At 46.6% G+C, this 24048-nt stretch carries 18 protein-coding genes and 1 riboswitch; of the genes, 9 read left to right on the top strand and 9 right to left on the bottom strand.

The genetic code is table 11. The annotated features are described in order from the left end of the window. Window positions 1–10 precede the first annotated feature (10 nt). Window positions 11–3535 carry an S-layer homology domain-containing protein gene (locus EGM68_RS02650; RefSeq protein WP_129548606.1) on the bottom strand — a complete coding sequence of 1175 codons (3525 nt, stop codon included), beginning with the start codon at window positions 3533–3535 and terminating at the stop codon, window positions 11–13. Between the two features lie 272 nt (window positions 3536–3807). Here EGM68_RS02650 and EGM68_RS02645 point away from each other — a divergent pair, with 272 nt between their 5' ends. Then, window positions 3808–4788 carry an aldo/keto reductase gene (locus EGM68_RS02645; protein WP_013369093.1) on the top strand — a complete coding sequence of 327 codons (981 nt, stop codon included), beginning with the start codon at window positions 3808–3810 and terminating at the stop codon, window positions 4786–4788. A 135-nt stretch (window positions 4789–4923) separates the two neighbouring features. Here EGM68_RS02645 and EGM68_RS02640 read toward each other — a convergent pair whose 3' ends face one another. Together EGM68_RS02640 and EGM68_RS02635 are read right to left on the bottom strand one after the other, a co-directional pair. Further along, on the bottom strand, window positions 4924–5589 hold the full coding sequence (locus tag EGM68_RS02640) for a methionine ABC transporter permease (RefSeq protein ID WP_013369092.1): 666 nt from the start codon (window positions 5587–5589) through the stop codon (window positions 4924–4926). Beyond that, window positions 5586–6608, bottom strand: coding sequence for a methionine ABC transporter ATP-binding protein (locus tag EGM68_RS02635; protein WP_013369091.1), 1023 nt, complete (start codon window positions 6606–6608; stop codon window positions 5586–5588). The genes EGM68_RS02640 and EGM68_RS02635 overlap by 4 nt, the downstream gene beginning before the upstream one ends. Before the next feature lie 273 nt (window positions 6609–6881). Here EGM68_RS02635 and pdaA point away from each other — a divergent pair, with 273 nt between their 5' ends. Together pdaA and EGM68_RS26340 are read left to right on the top strand one after the other, a co-directional pair. Beyond that, window positions 6882–7679: a delta-lactam-biosynthetic de-N-acetylase gene (gene pdaA, locus EGM68_RS02630; RefSeq protein ID WP_058831382.1), complete on the top strand. Its 798-nt coding sequence runs from the start codon at window positions 6882–6884 to the stop codon at window positions 7677–7679. A 117-nt stretch (window positions 7680–7796) separates the two neighbouring features. Next, window positions 7797–7919, top strand: a complete 123-nt coding sequence (locus tag EGM68_RS26340; RefSeq protein WP_255305282.1) for a hypothetical protein — start codon at window positions 7797–7799, stop codon at window positions 7917–7919. 69 nt (window positions 7920–7988) lie between these two features. Here the strand turns inward: EGM68_RS26340 and EGM68_RS02620 are convergent, their stop codons facing one another. Then, entirely contained in the window at window positions 7989–9689 is a 1701-nt protein-coding gene (locus EGM68_RS02620) for a glycoside hydrolase family 13 protein (protein WP_129548605.1), read from the bottom strand. Window positions 9690–9958: 269 nt separating this feature from the next. On the opposite strand from EGM68_RS02620, the gene EGM68_RS02615 reads away from it, so the two are divergent. Continuing rightward, window positions 9959–11050: a hypothetical protein gene (locus tag EGM68_RS02615; protein WP_013369087.1), complete on the top strand. Its 1092-nt coding sequence runs from the start codon at window positions 9959–9961 to the stop codon at window positions 11048–11050. A 149-nt stretch (window positions 11051–11199) separates the two neighbouring features. Here EGM68_RS02615 and EGM68_RS02610 read toward each other — a convergent pair whose 3' ends face one another. From EGM68_RS02610 to EGM68_RS02600, 3 genes are all read right to left on the bottom strand, one after another. Continuing rightward, window positions 11200–12261: an EAL domain-containing protein gene (locus EGM68_RS02610; RefSeq protein ID WP_129548604.1), complete on the bottom strand. Its 1062-nt coding sequence runs from the start codon at window positions 12259–12261 to the stop codon at window positions 11200–11202. Between the two features lie 275 nt (window positions 12262–12536). Then, entirely contained in the window at window positions 12537–14639 is a 2103-nt protein-coding gene (locus EGM68_RS02605; RefSeq protein ID WP_129548603.1) for a bifunctional 2',3'-cyclic-nucleotide 2'-phosphodiesterase/3'-nucleotidase, read from the bottom strand. Window positions 14640–14856: 217 nt separating this feature from the next. Further along, window positions 14857–15291: a pyridoxamine 5'-phosphate oxidase family protein gene (locus EGM68_RS02600; RefSeq protein ID WP_058831378.1), complete on the bottom strand. Its 435-nt coding sequence runs from the start codon at window positions 15289–15291 to the stop codon at window positions 14857–14859. A 270-nt stretch (window positions 15292–15561) separates the two neighbouring features. Beyond that, window positions 15562–15671, top strand: a riboswitch (TPP riboswitch). Between the two features lie 196 nt (window positions 15672–15867). Between EGM68_RS02600 and EGM68_RS02595 the strand changes: the two genes are divergently transcribed. The 5 genes from EGM68_RS02595 (at window position 15868) to EGM68_RS02575 (ending at window position 20329) form a co-directional block, all read left to right on the top strand. Then, window positions 15868–16911, top strand: a complete 1044-nt coding sequence (locus tag EGM68_RS02595; protein WP_129548602.1) for an ABC transporter substrate-binding protein — start codon at window positions 15868–15870, stop codon at window positions 16909–16911. Between the two features lie 514 nt (window positions 16912–17425). Beyond that, window positions 17426–17719 carry an MTH1187 family thiamine-binding protein gene (locus EGM68_RS02590; protein WP_013369080.1) on the top strand — a complete coding sequence of 98 codons (294 nt, stop codon included), beginning with the start codon at window positions 17426–17428 and terminating at the stop codon, window positions 17717–17719. Continuing rightward, window positions 17716–18492, top strand: coding sequence for an ABC transporter permease (locus EGM68_RS02585; RefSeq protein ID WP_025678674.1), 777 nt, complete (start codon window positions 17716–17718; stop codon window positions 18490–18492). Before EGM68_RS02590 ends, EGM68_RS02585 begins: the two co-directional genes overlap by 4 nt. 45 nt (window positions 18493–18537) lie before the next feature. Beyond that, window positions 18538–19491 carry an ABC transporter ATP-binding protein gene (locus tag EGM68_RS02580; RefSeq protein WP_129548601.1) on the top strand — a complete coding sequence of 318 codons (954 nt, stop codon included), beginning with the start codon at window positions 18538–18540 and terminating at the stop codon, window positions 19489–19491. Beyond that, window positions 19484–20329 carry a TatD family hydrolase gene (locus tag EGM68_RS02575; protein ID WP_129548600.1) on the top strand — a complete coding sequence of 282 codons (846 nt, stop codon included), beginning with the start codon at window positions 19484–19486 and terminating at the stop codon, window positions 20327–20329. Before EGM68_RS02580 ends, EGM68_RS02575 begins: the two co-directional genes overlap by 8 nt. Before the next feature lie 179 nt (window positions 20330–20508). Here the strand turns inward: EGM68_RS02575 and nfsA are convergent, their stop codons facing one another. Both nfsA and EGM68_RS02565 read right to left on the bottom strand, forming a co-directional pair. After that, a complete protein-coding gene (gene nfsA / locus EGM68_RS02570) occupies window positions 20509–21252 on the bottom strand; it encodes an oxygen-insensitive NADPH nitroreductase (protein WP_013369076.1) in 744 nt (247 codons plus the stop codon). 289 nt (window positions 21253–21541) lie between these two features. Then, complete coding sequence (locus EGM68_RS02565; RefSeq protein WP_129548599.1) at window positions 21542–23998, bottom strand: heavy metal translocating P-type ATPase; 2457 nt, start codon at window positions 23996–23998, stop codon at window positions 21542–21544. Window positions 23999–24048 lie beyond the last annotated feature (50 nt).

Here is a 24048-nt window from a genome sequence, read left to right as displayed (position 1 = left end):
ATTCCCCTTATTAAGGAATTATAACGTCATCAATACTACCGCCAGGAATCGAGCCTGAATCATCTCCGCTGCTAACGCTCGGTGGCGTTGCTTCACCACTGCTGTCGCTGCTTCCTGTTCCACTGTTATCGCTCGGCGGTGTTGCTCCACCGCTAATGTCGCCGCTTCCTGTTCCGCTATTATCGCTTGGCGATGTTGCTCCACCACTGCTGTCGCCGCTTCCTGTTCCGTTGCTATCGCTTGGCGGTGTTGTTCCACCACTGCTGTCGCTACTTCCTGTTCCGTCGCTATCGCTTGGCGGTGTTGTTCCACCACTGCTGTCGCCAGTTCCTGTTCCGTCGCTATCACTTGGCGATGTTGCTCCACCACTGCTGTCGCCGCTTCCTGTTCCGTCGCTATCGCTTAGCGGTGTTGTTCCACCACTGCTGTCGCCGCTTCCTGTTCCGCTGCTTTGTTGCTGGCTGTCTATAAAATCTTTATACTCCTGAATCGCATCTTCCAGATTCATGTAATTTTTCTTAAGTTCCGGCATAGGCAAATACTGGTCCAGACGATTGAATGCATCCACTACTCTGTGAAAGTAGACCGTCGTAGGATCTGTACCATTTACTGTAAGCAGATTGTTCGCAATGTTCTTGAGCTCATTGATATCAAGATCAGTTACGATCCATTTGGATTGGTAGTTCGCAAACGCTGTAATCAAATCCGTGTTAGCCTGGTCTACCTGCAGTTGTGTGCTATTCGGATTATTAAGCACAAGGTTTGCCAGATTAATTTGCCCCTGAAGTTCTTCGTTATCTTGATCAGTATAATGACGTCCGAACGTCTGAACTTCATTATTAGCCAAATTGATATTGAGGTTCAACAACATAGTATCCACCGCTATAGGTGCAGTATACTGATTCTGTACCTGTTGCAGCTCCTCATATACAGGAACAACGTCTTGTAATTCAAAGCTGGACAAGCCTAAGAAAGTAGAGGCATGCTCTGAAGCAGAAGACAAGGCTTGCTGAGCCTCAGCGCTTAATGTGCCTGAATTTTGCAGCAAAATTCCATTGATCGAAGTCTGCATTTCAATGACTTTGTCTCTCAACTGTAGCCTTTTCTCATTATATTTTTCAATATAGGTCCCTTTAGCCTGACTTAATTGATTATAAGAGATCACCAATTGCTCCTCAGGAGTAAACGGCATAATAAGTGCAAAGTGGGCTTGTACTGTTTGTTGATCTAAAAGCTGCATTTCCGTATTCAAGTAATTACGAGCTACAGGGTCAGACAGCAGTTTGAGTTGAATATCTTGAACCAGCTGCTGCAGTTTTTCCCGAGTTGTAGCAGGCACTGGCGCAGTAAATTCCGTAAGCCTTTGACTCAGCTCCATGTTCAAGTTCAATACGTCCTGCTGGGTCATAGCAGTGTGCATCTTCTCTGTATATTCCTGAATCAGGTTGTCTAGTTCAGCATTTTGAGAACCACTCTGATCGTAGATAACCTGCGCTTCTTGTAAAGTATTTTTAAGCACTGAGAAGTCCGCTGCTTGCAGTGCCAAGAATGATTCTGTGGCACCTTCTATTTTTTGTTTCCATTCGTCCAACTGCTCAGTTGTAGATAATGGATTCAGATATACTTTTGATCCTTCCCTCACAATGGACTTGTAACGCGCTTTGTCAGTTTTCAAATTCTCCACACGATCCGTTACATCGAGAAAATGCAGATAGACATCTCTGAGTTTTACTGATGCTTTGTATACCTTTATTACTCGACCCAAGCTTTCTACTTCCCGATCCACAATATTCTGAGGCGCATTCCCTTCCAACACATTGTTGCCAAATCGAATAGCTTGACTTAGTGAGTCATCCCAAAGAGGCGGAAATTCGTCACCAACCATCCGGTTTTGTTCAAGGATAGTCGAAGCTAACTGAATCAGTCTAGTTAATTCCTGTGTTCCAATCACCGGTTCTGTGACTGAGGCCGTGTATACAGAAACATCCTGTTTCAATGTGCTGAGCGCTTGATCTACTTCTGCCTGCGTGGCTGCCGTATTGTTCAGTACCAGCATAGCTTGATTGATTGCTATAGACAGGCTTTCCTTCGCTGCGGCTGGGTAAAGCGCCTGATCTGTTCCACCCTCATCTGCACGCTCCAGCAGTTCTTTGGCTGCATTGATTTCTGTCTCCAACTGACTGCGGTCTACGCTGATAATGTCACTGTCGTGTTTTTTCTTATCTTTGCTGTCTGTATCCGTGATAACCGATCCAGCAGAGGATGAGTTCTTTGTACCATTCACGAGACCAATAGCTTCTTTCACCGCATCATAGTTAATGATAACATCCCGCGGCTGTTTTTGTTCCGGCAGGTTAAGCTGGCTGATTGCTGCTCCCTTAGCCAACGTAATTAAGGGAACGCCCACATATTGAGATGCATCCAGCAAACCAATACTACCGTTAACCAACAGCTTGCCGAGTCCCTGTTGTAATGAAACACGGCTAATCGCAGCATTTCCTTCGGTCATGATCGATGCATCATTTTTCAGCGTCAAGTTGTCAATCTTTGTCGTTCCGGTTGCTGTCAGCTTGGCATCCTTAGAGCCCAACTCCACACCAGACCATGTCGTATTTTCCAAAATGGCCGATACAGACTGATTTCCTGAACCTTTGATTTCCAATACGCCTGTGGAGGACATGTTTTTCAAGGTTACCGAACCATTGACGATTAGGCGTCCATCAAAAGACATACCCTTACCGTCAAATACGCCACCGTCTGCGTTAATTTCCAGCTGTTTTACACCTGTGAGTGTACGCAAATTACGGTTAAGATCGATTTTTGCCCCTTTTAATACCGCTTTGTTATTTTCACCGAACAAGCCTTGCAAAGATCCTTCCAGCTGGTAGGGGATATTTCCGATTCGAACAGTATTGCCCTCTGATTTCACTTCTCCTACTGGATGATCCAACAGGCTAACGAATACTTCCGCACTACTCTCCCGGTTCAATGGATTTTTCAAATCCGTTGCAGAAGCATCCTCTGATAACAAACCATAATTGCGAGCTACCTGAACTGCATTTTGCTGTGCGTCCATAGTACCTGCATCCTGCAAGTCCATTGCGCGTACTAGCGATACGATCAGTTCTTCCTTGGTAATGGCATCTCCCGGACGGAACAGTTCTCCGTTGCCTGTCATATACCCAGCTGCACGTACAGCCTCAATATAGGGAGCACCCCATGCATCCGAGGACACATCCATAAAAGAAGTTTGCGGCTGATTGTTAACTTCCAACTGGAACAGACTGCACAAAATTTTAGCCGCTTCTGCGCGGGTCAAATTCTTTTGTGCCATAAAATCGCCCTGATTACCACCTGTCATCAAACCCAAAGTGCGAGCTTGTGTTACAAATCCAGTTTCACTTTGCGTATCTGCTGTCGCTGCATAAGCAGTCTGGGCACCGCCCATCCAAGGCAGAGATACGATGGAGCCTGAAGCAATCCCCAGTACCATTGCAGATGCAATCCATTTATTTCGATTTACAAGTTTCAACATTTTCACTCCTAGACGCTATTTATTGGCATATATCCTGTTATATCAAAGGCTTTAGTCATGTTTAGTTCTACGATTTATGCAACCAAGGAACTATGCTAAGAGAAGTATACGAAACCCTACTGAACCGATTCTGAACAATTAGACCTATACGAATCATTCCGCAGCAAAAATGCTTGGCTTGGAGTTAACTCCATATGGCATAATATCCGATGTAAGCGGTGGAGTAGACTAGATTTGAAGAAAACCATATCTAGGAAGCGAGGTATAATCAAATGGACTATGTTAAGCTTGGAAATACCGGCTTGGATGTATCCCGGCTTTGTCTTGGCTGTATGGGCTTCGGGGTCGCTGAACGATGGATTCATCCATGGATACTAGATGAAGAGCGCAGTCGTCCAGTTATAAAAAAAGCTCTGGAGCTAGGCATTAATTTTTTTGATACCGCAAATGTATATTCAGATGGAACTAGCGAGGAAATTGTCGGACGGGCTTTAAAGGATTATGCGAATCGAGATGAAATTGTCCTAGCAACAAAGGTTCATTTCCGTATGCATCAAGGCCCCAATGGTGCGGGACTTTCCCGAAAGGCTATCATGAGCGAAATTGATAAGAGCCTTAAGCGACTGGGGACAGATTATGTGGATCTATACCAAATCCATCGCTGGGATTACAATACCCCTATTGAAGAGACGATGGAAGCATTACATGATGTTGTGAAGGCCGGAAAGGCAAGATATATTGGTGCTTCTGCCATGTATGCATGGCAGTTTCTGAAGGCATTGCATGTCGCTGAGAATAATGGATGGACACGGTTTGTATCAATGCAAAATCATTTAAACCTTTTATACCGTGAAGAAGAGAGAGAAATGCTGCCGCTTTGTAAGGAGGAAAAGATCGGTGTAATTCCATATAGCCCGCTTGCAGGAGGTAGATTGACGCGGGATACGCAGGAAACAACACATCGGTCTGAAACCGATCAAGTGTCAAAATCTAAATACGATGCGACTGCAGATTCCGATCGATTGATTGTGGATCAGGTTGCGACAATCGCAGAAAAACGTGGAGTTCCCCGCGTTCAAATTGCTCTTGCCTGGTTGCTGCAGAAAGCACCGGTGACTGCTCCCATTATCGGTGCTACAAAGACATCTCATCTCGAAGATGCGGTAGCTGCTCTATCAATTACGTTAACACCAGAGGAAATTGCGTCGCTGGAAGAACTGTATGTTCCTCATCCAGTAATTGGCGCTCTATAAAAATAGCAATGTGATAATAGTTTGGATATAAGAAACAGCAAAAACGCCCTATCCAGTTACATAGGGCGTTTCTTGATCAGTAATAACGCTAAAACCTGACATACCAACTATATATTTTTATATCCGTTTTGTTCATTAACCCCTGCGTGCTTTGCGGGAGAGCAGATTGCCCAAGGACTGAACACCTTGTACAAACACGACTAGAATGATAACAGTAATCAGCATTACCAGCGTATCAAAACGTTGATAGCCATACGCTATCGCCAGGTCGCCAATCCCACCGCCACCGACCGCACCAGCCATAGCCGTTGCACCAATCAGTCCAATGGCGGCTGTCGTTAACGATAAAATCAAAGAACTGAATGCCTCGGGTAGCAAAAAGTATCGAATGACCTGAAACGGAGTCGCTCCCATCGCATCTGCTGCCTCCAATATCCCCGGGTTGACCTCCAACAGCGAATTTTCCACCAACCTGCCGATATAAGGTGCTATATATATAATCAAGGGGACAATGGCCGCACTAGTCCCAATAGATGTATGCACAATCAGACGAGTTAACGGAATGATCGCTATCAGCAAAATAATAAACGGTAAGGAACGGACAATGTTAATGATCGGATTTAAAATACCGTACAGCCATTTGTTCTCCAAAATTCCGCCTAAACGGGTAACAACAAGTAAAATACCGATAGGAATCCCAATCAGAGCGCCAATAAATAATGATATGCTGACCATGAGCACGGATTCATACAAAGCTTCCCACAGTTGATCCCAAGTTATCGTGGTTCCTGTAATCATCATAGACTCTCCACCTCCTGAATATGGACTCCTTTGCTCTTGATAAAATCAACAGCCTGCTGAACGGCCTGCTGCTCACCGCGCAGTTGAAGTGTCATATAGCCAATCGTCGTTTCTTGTATCTCCGTCATGTTGGCAAACAAAATGTTCACATGGATATCATGCTTCCGAATCAATTCATGAACCACTGGGTCGGAAGCTGCCTGTCCGATAAATTCCAGCTTGTATATGCGTTGCGACTCTTGTTGCTCGAACGTTTGCAGTACACTATCCGGTACTTCATCGTGAATAACTGTGCGTACAAAGCTTTGCGTCGTTGGATGCTTCGGCTGCCCGAATACCTCCAGTACATCGCCCTGCTCAATGATTTCCCCCTTCTCCATTACAGCTACCTTGTTGCAAATCCGTTGAATGACCGACATCTCATGGGTGATGATCAATATGGTGATCTTGTATTCCTTGTTAATTTTGCGAAGCAAATCAAGAATAGACTGCGTGGTCTGCGGATCGAGTGCCGAGGTTGCCTCATCACAGAGCAAAATGGACGGGTTGCTCGCAAGCGCCCGCGCAATCCCGACACGCTGCTTTTGTCCGCCGGAAAGCTCGCTGGGATAACTATTTGCCTTATCCGATAATCCTGTGAATGCCAGCAACTCTGTTACACGCCTCTCAATTTCCCGCTTGTTGCGCTTGAGCAGCACCAACGGAATGGCAATGTTTTCGAATACTGTTTTCGATTCCAGCAGATTAAAATGCTGAAAAATCATGCCGATCTTCTTCCTTACTTTTCGCAGCCCGGAGGTCGAGTAGGCATTTAAGCTCTCCCCTTCGACAAGAACCTCACCGGTCGTTACTTTCTCCAGACGATTGACCAAACGGATAAGCGTACTTTTCCCCGCACCACTGAATCCGATAAAACCAAAGATATCTCCTTTATCCACTGTGATATTTATATTTTTTAACGCTTGAATGCTTAAGCCTTTTCTTACATAGGTTTTGGATACATTCCTAAGTTCAATCATAGCTCCTAACTCCTCCCGCTCCATCAAGTATGTAAAATCCCTCTGAGTTGATTTCTTTCCTATGGCATAAACATCGAATCAAATTTAAATCCGAGTATTTTAGTAAGTTTTATAGAGTATACTACTTCGATTTTATATTGATGTCAATATGTGTTTTAAGTTTGGTGCAAGCATTTCTTTCTTTGCATAAATGAACATGATATTGCAGATGGTATGGAATATGCCGAAGTATACACATCTTACCCGAATCAGGGCGGAAGCGGAGGAACATAGATGAAGCAAATATTTACCTTGTGGCTATGCATTGCATTGATGGGGATGTCCACAGTTATGGGAGAATCAGCATCAGCTACCCAAGCTGTGGACGGACAGCCGTATCATTTTGGATTTAAAAAAAGTAAGGGAGGCGAGCTGCCTTCCATCGCACAAGAAGGCTTTATGCACCTGATTGAAAGACAAGGCGGCATCTTTTTGGGGGATACGACTAAGAAAGAATTGTTTCTTACTTTCGACAACGGTTACGAAAATGGATATACTCCCAAGGTGCTGGATGTATTGAAAGCCAAAAAGGTTCCAGCCGCCTTCTTTGTAACCGGGCATTTTGTAAAAGACCAACCGGATTTGATGCGCCGCATGGCCAGCGAAGGCCATATTATCGGAAACCATTCATGGAGCCATCCTGATATGAGCACCATTTCTTCGGCAGAGATTCGGTCTGAGCTGGATCGGGTACGAACTGCGTCTGCAGAGCTGACTGGGCAAAAGGAAATGAAATATGTCCGGCCACCGCGCGGCATTTTTAATGAAAAAGCATTGGCATCCTGTCGAGAAGCCGGATACACGAGTGTGTTCTGGTCGGTGGCCTACAAGGACTGGGACACGAATATTCAGCGAGGAACAGACTATGCCTATCGCCAAGTTATGCAGCAGCTCCACCCTGGAGCGGTCATTTTGCTCCATTCTGTATCCAAGGATAATGCCGAGGCACTTGGCTCAATCATTGACGAGGCTCGCAAGCAAGGATATGAGTTCAAAAGCCTGGATGACCTTAAAGTTAAGCACTATCATTAAAAATAGCATCTAACTTAATGACTCAATACCGTCATCAGCCCGATCCACATCTGCCCTAGCAGACTGTGTGAATCGGGCTGATTAGTTTACGAATAAGGAAGGTCATGGATATCCGTCATGATTCATCACCATGCTGAACTGGCTGCCTACGCGACTGAATCTATCCCCAATGAGGGGGAAAATCAAGAAGAGCGGATTATCGCCAAAATACGTGAATTGGCTGAAACAGTAACTATTTAGTCCAACGCTAAGGAAGGGAAGTCCCCTATGGGCCTCCCCTTCCATTTACCATCCACAGGATAACAACGCCTATTTCAAGGTTAGCATATACACTCTAGCTTCATAAGGCCGCAGCTTCAAGGCGTGCAAATTTTCTCCTTTTACCGGTTCGTAGTTGGAGAGAAGCAGCTCCGCCTTGGCGGCAGGAAACTTCTCACCGTCGGGCCAGTGAAACACGGGATCACGGTCAAAGAAATTCAAAATGACTAGCAAACACTCTTGTCCCAACATGCGTGAAAATACATATAGCTCTGTATCAAGTGGCAACAACAGCTTGTATTCGCCATAGACTATGACCTCATGTTGTTTGCGCAGAGCAATCAACTTACGATAATAGTGGAAAATTGAGTTCGGGTCATTTCTTTCTGCCTCTGCATTAATGTGCGTGTAGTTATCATTAATTTTCATCCACGGCTCTCCATCGGTAAATCCGGCTGCAGGTCCGGCATTCCACTGCATGGGAGTGCGCGCATTATCCCGACTTTTTCGCCAGATCGCGGCCATAATCTGCTCCTCCGGCTCACCGAGCTTCCGTTGCTGCTCATAGTAGTTTAACGTTTCCACATCCCGATAATCATCAATTGACGGGAAGGCAATATTCGTCATCCCGATTTCCTCACCCTGATAAATATAAGGTGTACCCTCAAGCATATGTGTGAAGGTTGCCAGCATTTTGGCGGATTCCACACGATATTGTCCATCATTCGCAAAACGGGAGAGAGCTCGTGGTTGATCGTGATTGTTGAGATAATTGGCATTCCATCCTTCCTGATGAAGCACCGTCTGCCAACTACTCATTATTTTTTTCAGTTCCACCAGCGTCCACGACTTGTACTTCCATTTTTCCGTTCCTAACCCTTGTGCATCAATAAACATGTGCTCAAACTGGAACACCATATTCAGCTCATGCCGCTGATCTCCCACATAATCCAGTGCCTGTTCCGGTCCTAAACCGGACGTTTCGCCAACCGTCATTAAGGGATAACGCTCCAGTACTTTTTCATTTAGCATCCGTAGAAGTACATGAACCTGTTCCAGATTGGAAAAGAGTTGATAGGCACGTACCAAGGTTTGTTTGTCAGGATTATGCGCATCCGGCAGCCCTTCTGCTTTGACAATATGGGCAATGGCGTCAAAGCGGAAGCCATCGACTCCCTTTTTTAACCACCATTCCACCATACGATAGAGTTCACCCACCATCTCTTCATTTTCCCAGTTCAGATCCGGCTGATGCTCGGAATACAGATGCATGTAATATTCGTCTGTAAGCTTGTCATATTTCCACACAGAACCGGAGAAATACGATTCCCAGTTGTTCGGATATCCGCCATTTTTGCCTGTTCGCCATATGTAGTAGTCCCGCTTCGGATTATCCTTGGACGAGCGTGACTCCGTGAACCACGGATGCTCATCCGACGTATGGTTTAATACCAAATCCATCATAATTTTGATGCCTCGTTCATGCGCCTGATGAAGGAGTTCATCAAAATCCTCCATCGTTCCAAACTCATCCATAATGGCATAATAATCGCTAATGTCATATCCATTATCGTGATTGGGCGACTTATATATCGGGCAAATCCAGATCACATCAATCCCCAGCTCAGACAGATAATCCAGCCGAGACAAAATGCCGCGCAGGTCCCCTTTTCCGTCTCCGTCAGAATCCTGAAAACTGATCGGGTATATCTGATAAACAACAGCTTCCTTCCACCATATTTTTTTAGGCATGTTTCCCTCCTGTATCTTCTCTGTACATCCAATAGCTTATGCTCTTAACATACACGCAATACCTGTATGCGAATCGTTGGTGCAGAGAAATAAGGGACTTGTAAGCTTGCTCGGGCGCATAAGCAGAGCTGCTATAGCCTACGATATATTTTTAATTTAATTTTTGAAAAACAGGTTGTATAAATGGACTTGGCGTTACCTATATTTATGAACTGCCCATATACTTGAACCAAAAGCGGTGCCATTCTTGAATTTAGGGAGGAATGTATATGAACCTTCGACCCAAGGAGCCAAAGGATCTGATTGTGGAATCAGCTGTAATCCCACCCAACATCCATGTGGATGTGGAGTCAGCCACTGAGGGGGGAACACGCCGCCTGATGCTTAGCGATAACCCGGAGACGCTTACCCATGTGACGGTACCTACCGAGCAAGCCACTTTGTGGCATGATGTGGTTCGCACCACAACCCGGACAGTCAAGCATCGGATTTTCGGCTGGCATTATAACAAAATAGGCAGCCCTGTTAAACTGGGCATCACCATAGAGAATAAAAGCACGGCTCGCCTGGAAGTACGTCATATTGAACGTGCCCTTGAGATTGTACCCGAGGACGGCAACTGGATTATTGATGTTGGGCAGTCTATTGCCAAAAGCTGTTTGGCGGGTACGATGAAACGTCTGAAGCCAGTAGACCGTCACAAATTCGGCAGAGGCACCGCCTTGCTGGAGGAATTTGAGCTACCCGAAGGATCGCTGGCTGGATTCATCTACGACCTCACGGTAGAATACGCCGAAGGCCACGGGACGCTGGATTACGTGATTCGCACCGTAGTCAGCAAAGATACGCAGACGGATCTGCGCGAGATTCACAAGGATGCACTCCCTCCTGTCCCGCCGCCGCAGGCGCACCCACGAGGAGTATGGTCCTTTTCTGAAACAAATGCGCGCATGCCGGAGTATGTAGTAGGGCAAAGCGCCAACTACCGAGCATGTGCCACTAAGAAGCTGAACGGCGAAACTCCTGCAGATCTGCTGTTTACAGGGGAACGCAGCGAGCTGGGGCCTGCGCTTGATAATCGCGGACAATTCGGAACGATATATAACGCAACCATTCCTATCGTTAATCACAGTAGTGAGGTACGTACCGTACGAATCTATGCCAATCCACGTGGAGGCGCGTTCGCCGGGTCTGTACGCGTGGATGGTCATGTATATGGTATCCCCTTGCTACAAGATAATACCAAGGTATGCCGACTGACTGACATCCGCATCCCTCCTGGCCAGTCGAGCTATTCTCTTAGCTTCATGGTTGCAGGTAGCGCGACCACTCCGCTGGGTTTATACGTGATCACGCTATAATCGCAATAACACTAGATGGACACATGGATCGCCTCAATAGAGCAAAGAATATAATTAAGATGTAATTGTTCTAAAATGTTAAATAACCCGGTGACCATAGATCATCGGGTTATTTATGTCAATTTTCTTATAGAATACGCTATTTCAGATTACACTACTCTGCTCAGTATAAAGTTGGAAGGCGGTGTAGGCTCCGGCTTACCAAACAAATAACCCTGGGCCAGTGACACACCTGCATCGCGACAAAATTCAAAATCCTCCATTTGCTCTATACCTTCAGCCAACACCTGACCTCCAAAACGAAAAGCCGATTCCACTATCCCAGTAATTTGCCGTTTCTGATCACTGTTATGATGACAGCCATCAATTATACTGCGGTCAATTTTAATATAATCGGGCTGGAGGCAATTCATAAGCTCTGTCGTAGAATAGCCTGCTCCTACATCATCGAGTGCCACTGAAACTCCCCGTGTACGATACTGTTCAAAGATTTGATGCAAAAAATTCAGGTCGTCTATTTCTTCCGTCTCTACGACCTCAAACACAAAATCCTCCGTATTCATAGATAACCGTTCAATCGTCTCAAAGGTATGATTCAAGCAATAAGCCGGATTATAAATGGTTGAAGGGAGAAAGTTAATAAATCGTTTAATCCCCGCCGGAAGGCAGGTCGCACTTTTTTCAATAGCGGAAATACGAGCCGAGCGATCCAAATGAGCATGCAATCCAGCTTCACGGGCGACTTCAAACAGTCGGAAAGGCTGAAAAGACTTATCTGGCTGTGATGGACGCAGCAAAAACTCAAAGCCGATGACATTCAGCTTGTAGTCAACAATAGGCTGCATATGGCTGGTAAAGTTTTGATTATTAATAATACTCACCAGATCCGGATGTTGCAGTCGAGCTTGCAATTGACCAAATAAAAGCCATTCCTCAAATCCCTCAACATGTTGCAAGCCAGTCACCACAACTTGCATTCGGCTCAAGCACTCCTGCGGCAGACGAGCCAGTCCGTTAACCAGCTGTTCCAACTGTGAACGGCTGTCATAGCGAAACACGATGTTACCCTCACACCAATGTTCTTGTTTCATTTGTTCCGATAGCATGCCCAAGCCCTCTAATGCTGGAGTAAGCGACACCCTAGAATGCCTAATTTTCAGCAATCCTTGATCCTTAATAGGTAATATGATGCTGCAATTGCTGCAAGTCATAATGGTCCTCCTCGGAACAATTTCCCGGTTTTATCACCATTATATCACAAATAACTAGAACAAAAGCACTATATAATTACGTGTTTTTACAAAAAATAAGCTTATTTTTAACAACAACTTAGGACTTAAGTACATATTCGACAAAAACAAAACCTTTTTTACACTCATGATAAACGCGGGTACTGTTGTATTTGCTATCAAAAAAAGCAGCAAGTCTCTTGTTTAAAGAGACTTACTGCTTCATTCTGATATGGAGTGGAAACTAAAGCTCCAAGTTACTTGGATGCCTTTGGTTTCGTTGTTTTAGCTGGTTTTGCAGCTGCAGGTTTAGTCGTTTTAACAGCTGGCTTCGCGGTTGCTTTCGCAGGTGCCGCAGCTTCCTTCACAGACGTCGTTGCTGCACTAGACTTAGCGCCAGCTTTCAAGCTGTATTTGGCAAACCCGTCTGCCGCGCTGCTCAAGTATGAAATTTGTTGATTTCCGGCCAGCACATCTTTGGCATCAGGAGAGGACTCAAAGGTAACCTTGGCCTGACCAAAAGGAGCAATAGACCAGTTGCCGTCCGCTGACGGGTTAATCGTTCCGTTCGTACGGATATAATCAACAACGACTTGGCGACTTTCATCTGGTGCTGCCATCACAATACGTTTGCCATCTGGGTTGGCCAGTTTGGAGGAGGAAACACGATAGTTATTGGTCGCAACGATAAATTTCTGTGCAGGATCAATAGCCTTCCCATTGTATTGCAGATCCTTGATACGATGGGCTGAAGAATCAATAATAGTTCCCTTGGCATCATATCGTGCAGGCTGAGTTACATCAATCTGGTAATTCACACCGTCAATCACATCAAAATTATAGGTTGGAAAATCTTTGTTGATCAGCGATTGTTCCTCTGTTTTGCTAGGATCAATGCGGTTGAACTGACCCGCAGACCATTCCAGCCACTCCTGAATTTCAGCACCAGTAACTTCTACGGCATGAACCGTGTTCGGGTACACGTACAGATCGGACACGTTTTTAATCGCTATTGTACCTTCGGGAATGTTGGTATAATACTCGGCACCGTTACGACCACCGGCTTTGAACGGAGCGCCTGCCGACAACACGGGAAGCTTTTCGTATTCTGTTCCTTTAAGATGGTTTTGAACATACCATTTCTGTGCATTTGTCACAATTTGAATGGACGGATCATCCTGCACTAATGCAAAATAGCTGGTAATCGGTGCAGTCGTTGTACCGACAGGTTGACGAATATAATCTAGCGTTCCTTGATGCTCTTCTTTAATCGCATCAACTAGTTTAAATTCAGGAATAAACTGCGCAGCCTGATTGGTGGTACTTACAACCGGACGCACTTGAGACTGAGAGTCGATGACGTTCCACTCACGGTTTTTCTTTTCCAGGCTCAGATCAATAATGCCTAGATCCTTGCCCCAAGAAGAAGCTTCTACAGCCGGTACACCATTAATAGTTCCTTTGTCCAAATCTAATCCGCTCATATCTTTAAAATCTGAGCTTGGGAAAGATTTGTGAGCATGCCCAAACAGAATCGCGTTAATTCCGTCTACCTTGCTCAAATATTTAACGGCATTTTCCATCATTGGCGTTTGCGGCACATCTTCATAGCCTGTATGTGCAAGTACGACAATAATGTCAGCCCCTTCTGTTTTCATTTGTGGAATAAACTTTTTGGCTGTTTCCACAATATCCTTTGTAACGACCTTATCCTTCAAATTGGCTTCATCCCACTGCATAATTTGAGGTGTTACCAGACCGATGACACCCACTCTGAGTGTATGCTCTTCGCCCTTCTCATCCATTACTGTTTTATCAAGAATCTGATAAGGGGTGAAATAATTTTTAGTAGCTTGCCCCCCTTTATCAACATAAACGTTCGCATTTACATAAGGAAAATCAGCTCCCTTGAGCGATTTGTCCAGAAAGTCGAGACCGTAGTTGAATTCATGGTTGCCCACTGTAGCTGCATCATAGCCCATTAAATTCATCATCTTGTAGACCGGATGAACACCGCCTTCTTTCTCAAAGGTTTTATTGCGAGCCATATAATCGCCTAATGGATTGCCTTGCAGCAAATCACCATTATCGAACAACATACTGTTTCTTGTTTCACTACGTGCCTTCTGGATCAAACTAGCTGTACTAACCAAGCCATATTCGTTGGTTTCTTTGTCCGAATAGTAGTCATAATTCATCAGTGCCCCATGAATATCCGTCGTTTCCATGATCCGCAGATTCACCGTAGCGCTATCGCGAGAATCGCTAGCTGCCCAGGATGGAGCGGCTGAAAACATCAGCAGGCTACAAGCTACAACTGCTGCTGTAAACCCTTTAAACCAATTTTTACGAAATAACAAAATATACCCCTCCTCATTAAGGTGTATGCCTCATATACATACTTTTGCACATATATGTAAGCTTTGAACCCACCATTCCTATTTTAATCCAACGTAGGACAAAAGAGTAGTCATTTGCTTAAAATATTTATGAAAAAATAATTATTTTTCGCACAAAAAAGCCAGTAAATCTCCTGAAAAAGTTGGAAATTTACTGGCTTGTCCGTTTATATTGTTTCTATTTCGTCCACACCTGGCGCTCCGTTTGTTGACCAACATACTCAATACGAGTCGGATTGACGTCTAAAATGACATAATCGGGATCATCAGGTCCGGAAAACCACTTTTTCAGAGAATCATTCCACACTTGTTTGCGTAACCCCTCATCAGCTGTAACCTGGACGGTAGCCTCCACTTCCAAGACTTCCTTTGTACCACCCACTTCATAACCCAGCAGCAGATAAGCATTCGGATTGTTCTTTAGCTCTTCCACTTTATGTGTTTTGCGATCCGTCGCCAGATGAATGTTCATTCCATCGTTAAAAAGGGCCATATAGCGTACTTTCGGTTTTCCGCCCTCTACCGTACCTAACGAGCAAAATTTGTTGTTATCCAAAGCCTTCACAATGGCTTGTTCCAGCTGACTGCGATCCAATGTCTCCGTTTTACCCACAGTACAACAACTCCTTTTTACGAATTAGAATTCTATAGAGTCTATGCCACTTGGCACCAGCTCTCCTAAACATACAGTGTAGCTGTTCTGAAAATAACATGACCAGAACAGATCTGAATGATTCATGTTCATTTTCAGATCAAAGCTCACAGTAAAAGTGTACCCTGTCGTTCGGCAAATGAACCGTGAGCGCTTCCTTAAGGCTGGACAGACCCGCCTTCAAGGCATATAATCGTCGTAGTAAACCCGAATAAACGAACCCATTAAACCATACAATGCCAGGGGTGCTGGAATCGGCCGGCTGAGAGTGTGTCCCAAGACACTGACCCTTACAACCTGATCTGGGTAATGCCAGCGTAGGAATGCTTAAGCAAGATGTGCCTTTTATTAAAACAGGACATCCCTTACTTTGGTATATACAAGCGCAAGCGTCCCGGAATCCCGGGACGCTTTTTTTGTTGAAGATGAAGTTGTTGGAAAGATTGCATTCCGGCAGATGTTATTTTTGTGAAAATGGGGGACATAAGCTGTCTGATTGGACGGATAACGGGTAATTAAAAAGGAGAGAACACAACGATGAAGCGCATGAAAATGTTAAGCCTGGGTCTAATCAGTCTGTGGCTCATGGCTCTGACTCTGACCGCTTGCGGCGGCAATCCCCCTACATCTCAAAAGGAGGCTCCTGCTGCCGACACTTCAACGTCTACCTCGGCAAAGGGGCTCAAAGATGTTAAAGTCGTGCTCGACTGGACACCCAATACGAATCACACAGGACTCTATGTCGCCAAGGACAAAGGATTTTACGAAAAAGCAGGCTTGAATGTCCAAATTGTTCAACCAGGCTCAGGCGGGGCGGACCAAATGGTTGCTTCGAATGCTGCACCTTTTGGTATCAGCTATCAAGAAGGCGTCACTCAGGCTCGCATCCAAGGCGTGCCGCTCGTATCCATCGCTGCGGTGATTCAGCATAACACCTCTGGCTTCGCAGCCCCGGTAGACCGCGGAATTAAAAGCCCGAAAGATTTCGAGGGTAAAAGTTACGGCGGCTGGGGTTCTCCTGTAGAAGAAGCGGTCATGAAATCCATCATGGATTCAGACCAAGGTGATGTGAGCAAAGTGAAGATCGTCAATATGGGCAATGCAGACTATTTTACAGCCGTGAAGCGGGATATTGACTTTGCCTGGATTTTCTACGCATGGACCGGGATTGAGGCCAAGCTTCGAGGTGAGCCATTGGATATGCTATATGTAAAAGATTATTCCAAAAACCTCGATTACTATACACCTGTAATTGTGAGCAATGAACAGACGATAAAAAATGATCCTGAGCTGGTTGAGGCGTTCATGGACGCTACCGCGCAAGGCTATGAATACACTATCGCCCATCCAGAAGAAGCGGCAGATATCTTAAGTAAAGCAGTGCCGGAGCTGGACAAAAAACTGGTACTCGCTAGTCAAAAATGGCTAAGTCCGCGTTATCAGGACGATGCCCCGCAATGGGGCGTACAAAAAGCGGAGGTATGGAAAAACTACTCGGACTGGATGTATGAACGCAAGCTGCTCAGCAAACCTTTGGAAGTCGATAAGGCCTTCACAAACGACTTCTTGCCCAAGCGTTGATCTTGTAAATAGAGCTTGAAGTAGCCTTTGTGCCAATACGCGGACGGATGATGCTTTCCATCGCCACCGCCCCCGGATTTCCGGATTAAAGCATCAGCAGGGTAAAAATCCGGGGACAAAAGCGACCGCTTCGCTTGTACAGCACCTTTCCGTCCGCTTCGCTCTCGCTCCACTTGGTTTATTCTTTAGTCTCATAGTATCTAAGCGCAAAAGCAGGTGCGCTTGTGTGTAAAAATGCCACACAACCTATCAAAAAACTAAAGTGCTTTTAAGGCGATTGGCAGCGTAGCGATTCATTTGAATCTGGAGAAGCGAAGCGTTCGCCTGAAAGCTTTCTTTAGAAAAGCTAGCTTCGGAAGCATATGCTCAGGGGGATTCTTACCTTTAAAATTTTATTCAAAGAATCCCACGGCAACAGCGATCGTAAGATCAAATGAACAGTGAAGCGGTCTCCCCGCCTTAAACCAATTTATTTTCCTAATAACTTAAACAATAAAGGACAGGTGAAATTCGCATGGCTAACACATTGCTCAGTATTCAAGTCATCCCTAAAACTCCTAATAACGAAGACTCTTATCCATATGTAGACAAGGCGATTGAGGTCATTCAGCGTTCCGGCGTCAAGCATCAGGTGAATCCATTGGATACCACAATGGAGGGCGAATTGGACGAATTGCTGAAAGTCGTCAAAGACATGCATGAGGCCTTGACGGAAGCTGGAAGTCCCAGCGTCATTTCACAGATCAAAATCGCACATAACCCACAGGGCATCAGCATGAACAAGCTGACCGAGAAGTATCGCCCATGAATCCGAAAGGCAAGAACGCATCCTGGTGGAAAAGCGTATGGCCGCCCCTTGTGGCGGTCCTCTTCTTTTTAGCGGCTTGGCAGGGAGCGGTTAACTATTTACATATTGAATCCTGGCTCCTGCCAGCTCCATCCCTAATCGTACAAGAGGGCATGGCGCAATCGGCGTTGCTTGGCACCCATACATGGGCTACGGTTCGCCTGACGCTTGCGGGATTTGCTATAGGGACAGCAACGGGACTGCTGATCGCCATCGTTCTTCATACGATTCCTTTTCTCAAATCTGCTCTATACCCGCTCTTGATCCTTAGCCAAAACATTCCGATTATCGCCCTCGGTCCGTTGCTCATGGTATGGTTCGGTTTTGGGGTGCTGCCCAAGCTTATGGTCATTACATTAGTATGCTTTTTTCCCGTGGCTGTAGCGGCCATGGACGGGCTGACACGGACAGACCGTATGATGATGAATTACATGCGAATGTCAGGTGCAAGCCGCAGGGCTATTTTTCTAAAGCTAGAGCTACCACACTCCCTGCCACAAGTCTTCTCTGGCGTTAAAATCGCTGCTACCTATAGTGTGATGGGCGCGATCATTGCCGAATGGATTGGGGCCAGTGAAGGAATTGGATATTATATGTTGCTGCAAAAGTCTGCCTATCGTACGGATCTCATTTTTGCCGCTATCGGTATTATTGTTGCACTCAGCTTGCTGATGTTTGTCGTTATTTTACTACTGGAGAAATGGTTGGTTCGCTGGAAACCTGACCAAGAGTAGATTCCACATATTGCATTAAAGCATCAATGAAAGGACGTGGCATATATGAGTCTGCATCCGACTGACTTGACATCACCACCCGTCGCTGATGAACAGCAACAAGCCGGAGAACTGCAGGTAATGACGCCTGCCCCTCCTGCTTTGGAATTGGACGGGATCAGCCTCGCCTTCCGGGAAAAGCGAAGCTCACTGCCTGTACTGCAGGATGTATCCCTTACCGTTAAACCGGGCGAATTTGTCTCTCTCATCGGTCCGTCAGGCAGTGGCAAAAGCACGCTATTTCACATCATCGGAGGGCTGCTCAAGCCGCAGCAGGGACGTATCCGTATGCATGGACGGGACATGACTGGTGAACGCGGGCATATCAGCTATATGCCGCAGCAGCCCGCCCTTTTCCCGTGGCGCACCACGCTGGACAACATACTGCTCGGGCAGGAAAATGCACCACGAAAGGATGCAGCAGCGGGCTCCCTATACGGCAGCGAACGTGAACGTCGAAAAGAAGCCTTGCAATGGCTCGAACAGGTTGGACTGGGCAAGTTCGCGAAGGCGTATCCGCATACGCTATCTGGTGGCATGCAGCAGCGCGCGGCCTTTCTCCGCGCCCTGCTCAGCCCACAGGAATTAATGTTGCTGGATGAGCCGTTCAGCGCACTCGATGCGCTGACACGTGCAGACATGCAGCAATGGTTATTGCGGATGTGGGAGAAGAACCGCCGCTCTGTGCTGTTCATTACCCACAGCATTGAAGAAGCGTTGCTGCTCTCCGACCGCATTTATGTGCTGTCGGCGCGACCTGCTTCAGTGATGCATGTCGTAGATGTTCCTTTTCCCCGCCCGCGTAGGGAAGAAATCACCCTGGATCCACGCTTTATGGAATGGAAACGGACCATGACTGGCTGGATGCGCGAGGAAAAGCACAAACTGGACGGCGACATGGACGCCGCTGAAAGCATCCGCAAAAACACCTCGGACGACAGGGTAAACCATTATGAATGATTGGAACATGCACTCTGCATTGAGATCGAACGCGGCAGCAACTGTTCCCTTAATCGACGCGCACATTCATGTAGACAGCTACCCGCCTGAACAACAGGAGCTATTGCTCGCTTCGCTTGCCGACAACCATGTAGAAGCCATCATAGCTGTGTCCATGCATCTCGCCTCCAGTCAAGCCAACTTGCGCCTGGCTGAGCGTTGGCCCAGGCTAGTACGTCCCGCCTTCGGCTTTCATCCAGAACAGGCTCTGCCATCACATACCGAGCTTGACCTGTTATTTGACTGGATGGACGAACATGTACAGCAGATGGTCGCGGTGGGTGAAGTCGGCTTGCCCTATTACAATCGGCTGGAAGCTTCACGCAGTGGAGAGCCCTTTGAGCTCGCTCCTTACATAGCACTGCTGGAGCGTTTTATCCAGTTTGCAAGCAAACATAGCAAACCCATTGTGTTGCACGCTGTTTATGAAGATGCAGACATTGCCTGCGACCTTTTGGAACGTCATGACGTCACACAGGCGCATTTTCACTGGTTTAAGGGCTCTGCCGCCACGACCAAACGTATGGCCCGGAACGACTATTATGTCTCCTTCACACCGGATCTCCTGTACGAAGAAGAAATCCGCAGTTTGGCAAGACAGTATCCGTCTGATCAGGTCATGGCAGAGACAGACGGTCCATGGCCGTTCGAGGGTCCTTTTACCGGACAGCAGACGCATCCACGGATGACTACCGAGGTCATTCGCGCATATAGCAAGCTGACCCATCAAGATGAAGCTGCTGTCCGTCAATTATTTTATGATAATACAAGACGCTTCTACTCACTGTCTGATTCGTAAAGGCATATCTGCTATTTACTAAAAAAGATTACAACCACAACTTATAGTCAAAGCAAAGAACCTCCTTATGTACGCGAAACTTCAACATGCGTAATTAAGGAGGTTCTTATAGCTTTAAATAACACATATTTCTCAAATGCCACTTGTAAATTGCAGCATTCTTTATCGTTGCTCCATTTTTATTGCTTCAAGAAACCCTTCTGTTCCAAAAATGGCTTCAATTGCAAGCGCGCTGGTTCGGTCAGTCTCGTGGCCATTTGCTCAGACCAAGGTGTGGAGCGTTGACCGCCCGTACGTTCCTTCAAATATTCGGCTGATGTGTGGTCGTATACCTCTACAGCTTTCATCGTTTGGTTTTTGTCATAACCGTTCATATGCAACACACCCGACAGTGGAAGACGTGGACGCAAGCCCGTTTCCTGATCCGGTACACCAATGCACATACCGAACACTGGATATACCAGCTCTGGCAAGCCTAATAACTCGGATACCTCTGCTATTTTAGTACGAATGCCCCCGATGTAAACGATGCCCAAGCCGAGTGATTCAGCGGCCACCGCTGCATTTTGTGCAGCTAACGCAGCATCAATGGTTGCAACCGTATAATTTTCGACGGACCCTTCATAGGAAGGCTGGCCTGGCTGATGATGAATCGTCACCTGCTTCAAACGATACAGGTCTGCGCACCATACCAGAAATGTCGGGCACTGCTCGACGTAAGCCTGCCCTCCTGCCAGCTCGGCCAGTTTTGTTTTTAATGAAGGCTCGGTAACGGCAATAACGGTATATGCCTGCACATTGCTGGACGAGGATGCCATTTGGCCAGCTGCCACAATAGCTGCGAGCTGCTCGTCGGTAATGGGGTCTGACTTGAATTTTCGCACAGACCGATGGTTCATCAACAAGGAAATCGTATCATTCATGACTGCTTCACTCCTAATCCATAATATAAGCTCTTTATCTGCTTCAAGCTGTGAGTACACGAAAAGGTTCTTGCATGCTTGCATGGCACTCTTACAAATATTATGAAACTTTCGCGAATGATAAGCAACCTGACGCGATGAAGAATGACTGCATGAATTAAATAAATAAAAAAACACAACAAAAAAGCAAGTACACACAAAGCCAAAATTGTGCGTACTTGCTCTAATTACAAAAATGATATCGCTGCAAATATCCAACAGCATGCATCTGCCTAATACATCAATACGTTTACAGCTTCACCCGCTGGAGACGCAGCGCATTCAGTACAACCGAAACAGAGCTGAATGCCATGGCCGCTCCCGCCAACCATGGAGCCAAAAAGCCCAAAGCAGCAATCGGAATGCCGATCACGTTATAACCGAGCGCCCAAAACAGATTTTGCCGTATGTTTGTCATGGTCCGGCGGCTCATTTCGATCGCGTCCGGAATGCTATTCAGGTTACCACGCATGAGAGTAATATCGGCAGCCTCCATGGCCACATCTGTACCTGTGCCCATTGCCATCCCTATATGGGCTGTAGCCAGCGCTGGCGCATCGTTAATACCGTCCCCGACCATGGCTACGATCTTGCCCTGTTCCTGAAGTCGCTTCACTTCCTCGGCCTTTCCTTCAGGCAGCACTTCCGCCAGCACCCGTTCAATTCCCGCCTCGGCGGCAACGGCCTTTGCTGTCCTTTCATTGTCACCTGTAATCATAATGACTTCAATGTTCATCGCCCGTAGACGGGCAATAGCTTCCCGTGATGTTTCTTTAATTGTATCCGCCACGGCCACTAATCCGGCATAGGAACCATCCACAGCGACAAGCATTGCCGTTTTCCCTGCGCCTTCCAGTTCATTCATTTGCTGCTCGGTTGAGTCATCCATCGTGATGCCTTCCCTGCTCATTAATCGGCGTGTGCCCACCAATACCTGCTTGCCCTCCACAGAGGCCTTCACACCATAGCCTGGAATATTTTCAAAATCCGTCGGGCCCACTAGCTCAATACCTCGATCAGCAATCCCTTTTACAATGGCTTCCGCCAGCGGATGCTCCGAGCTTTTTTCTGCCGCACCGAGCAATCGCAGCAAATCCGTTTCAGCCAGGCTGCTCGCTCTAACTATAACATCTGTCAGCTCTGGTTTGCCGTTCGTAACCGTACCTGTCTTATCCAAAATCACTGCGTTGACGGAACGGGTCATTTCCAAATGCTCGCCGCCCTTGAACAAAATACCGTATTCAGCAGCACGTCCCGATCCTGCCATAATGGACGTTGGGGTGGCCAATCCAAGCGCACAAGGACAAGCAATGACGAGAACTGCAATCATTTTCTCCAGTGATCCTGCAAAATCCGACGGTGTCACAAGGAAAAACCAGACGAGAAATGTTATCACGGCAACAGCAACTACGATGGGGACAAAGATACCCGAGATTTGATCAGCAATCCGCTGAATCGGGGCCTTAGAGTTTTGCGCATCTTCCACGACCTTAATAATACGGGCCAACGCCGTATCACCACCCACACGCTCAGCCTGAATACGAAGTACTCCGTTTTTATTGAGCGTGGCTCCTGTGACTGGGGAACCCTCTCCTTTTTCAACCGGAAGACTCTCTCCACTTAACATGGATTCATCCACTGCCGAACGTCCATCCACGACCACACCATCGACGGGAATTTTCTCCCCTGGGCGCACAATAAAGATGTCCTTCACACGCACTTGTTCAATCGGCAAATCTAGCTCTTGTCCATCACGTACCACACGTGCCGTTGTCGCCTGTAGGTTCATCAGGCTCTTGATCGCCTCAGACGAGCGCCCTTTGGCTACCGCCTCGAACCATTTACCGACTAGTATAAGCGTAATGAGTACCGCACTTGTCTCGTAATACAGCTCTGGCATGGTCGTGACAGGCATTCCCGCCATTCCCTCCATGGCGTCAGACGGACGCAGAGTAAGGTACAAGCTGTAAAAATAAGCCGCAGACGTACCTAGCGCAACTAATACATCCATATTCGAACTTCCATTACGAAGCGCTTTATATGCTCCCACATAAAACTGCCATCCTATGATGAACTGAATTGGTGTCGTCAGTACAAGTTGAAACCATGGATTCAAGAACAGTTCCGGCACATAAATCCATGAGGTAAAGGAAAAATGAGCCACCATCGCCCACAATAACGGTAGCGACAGCACTGCCGATATCATCCACTTCCATTTTTTACGTTGGATATCCTTACTGCGGACATCCGCAATATTGTCCTCAGCGCTCTGCGGGATCGCTCCATAGCCCAGCTGTTCAATCTTGCTTACCAAATCACTAACCGTAGTACTCCCAGCAGCATATTCCACATGGGCTGTTTCCATCGCCAAATTTACACTGGCACCTGTTACGCCTGGTATTCGGTTTAATCCTTTTTCAATTCGAGCTGCACAAGCCGCGCAAGTCATGCCCGTCACATTCAAATTGGCTTCTTCACTCACAGTTCCAAAACCAAGAGAAGCAATTTTATCGCGGAATTCTGGAATTTCCACCTGCTTGGGATCATAGGATATGGACGCCTGCTCCAAAGCCAAATTCACATTAGCCTGTGCCACGCCGTCTATTCGATTTAAACCTTTTTCAATACGGCTTGCGCAGGCTGCGCAGGACATCCCCGTAATATGAAGCGTTGTATGTTTATCACCGTCGGTCGCACGGTTTTCCATGGTAGTCCTCCTTCTACATACCCTAGTGGGGTATATTATGTTCAAAAAGA

Source organism: Paenibacillus sp. M-152, from assembly GCF_003856555.1.
Taxonomy (GTDB): Bacteria; Bacillota; Bacilli; order Paenibacillales; family Paenibacillaceae; genus Paenibacillus; species Paenibacillus polymyxa_C.
This window is presented reverse-complemented; position numbering and strand designations above follow the sequence as displayed.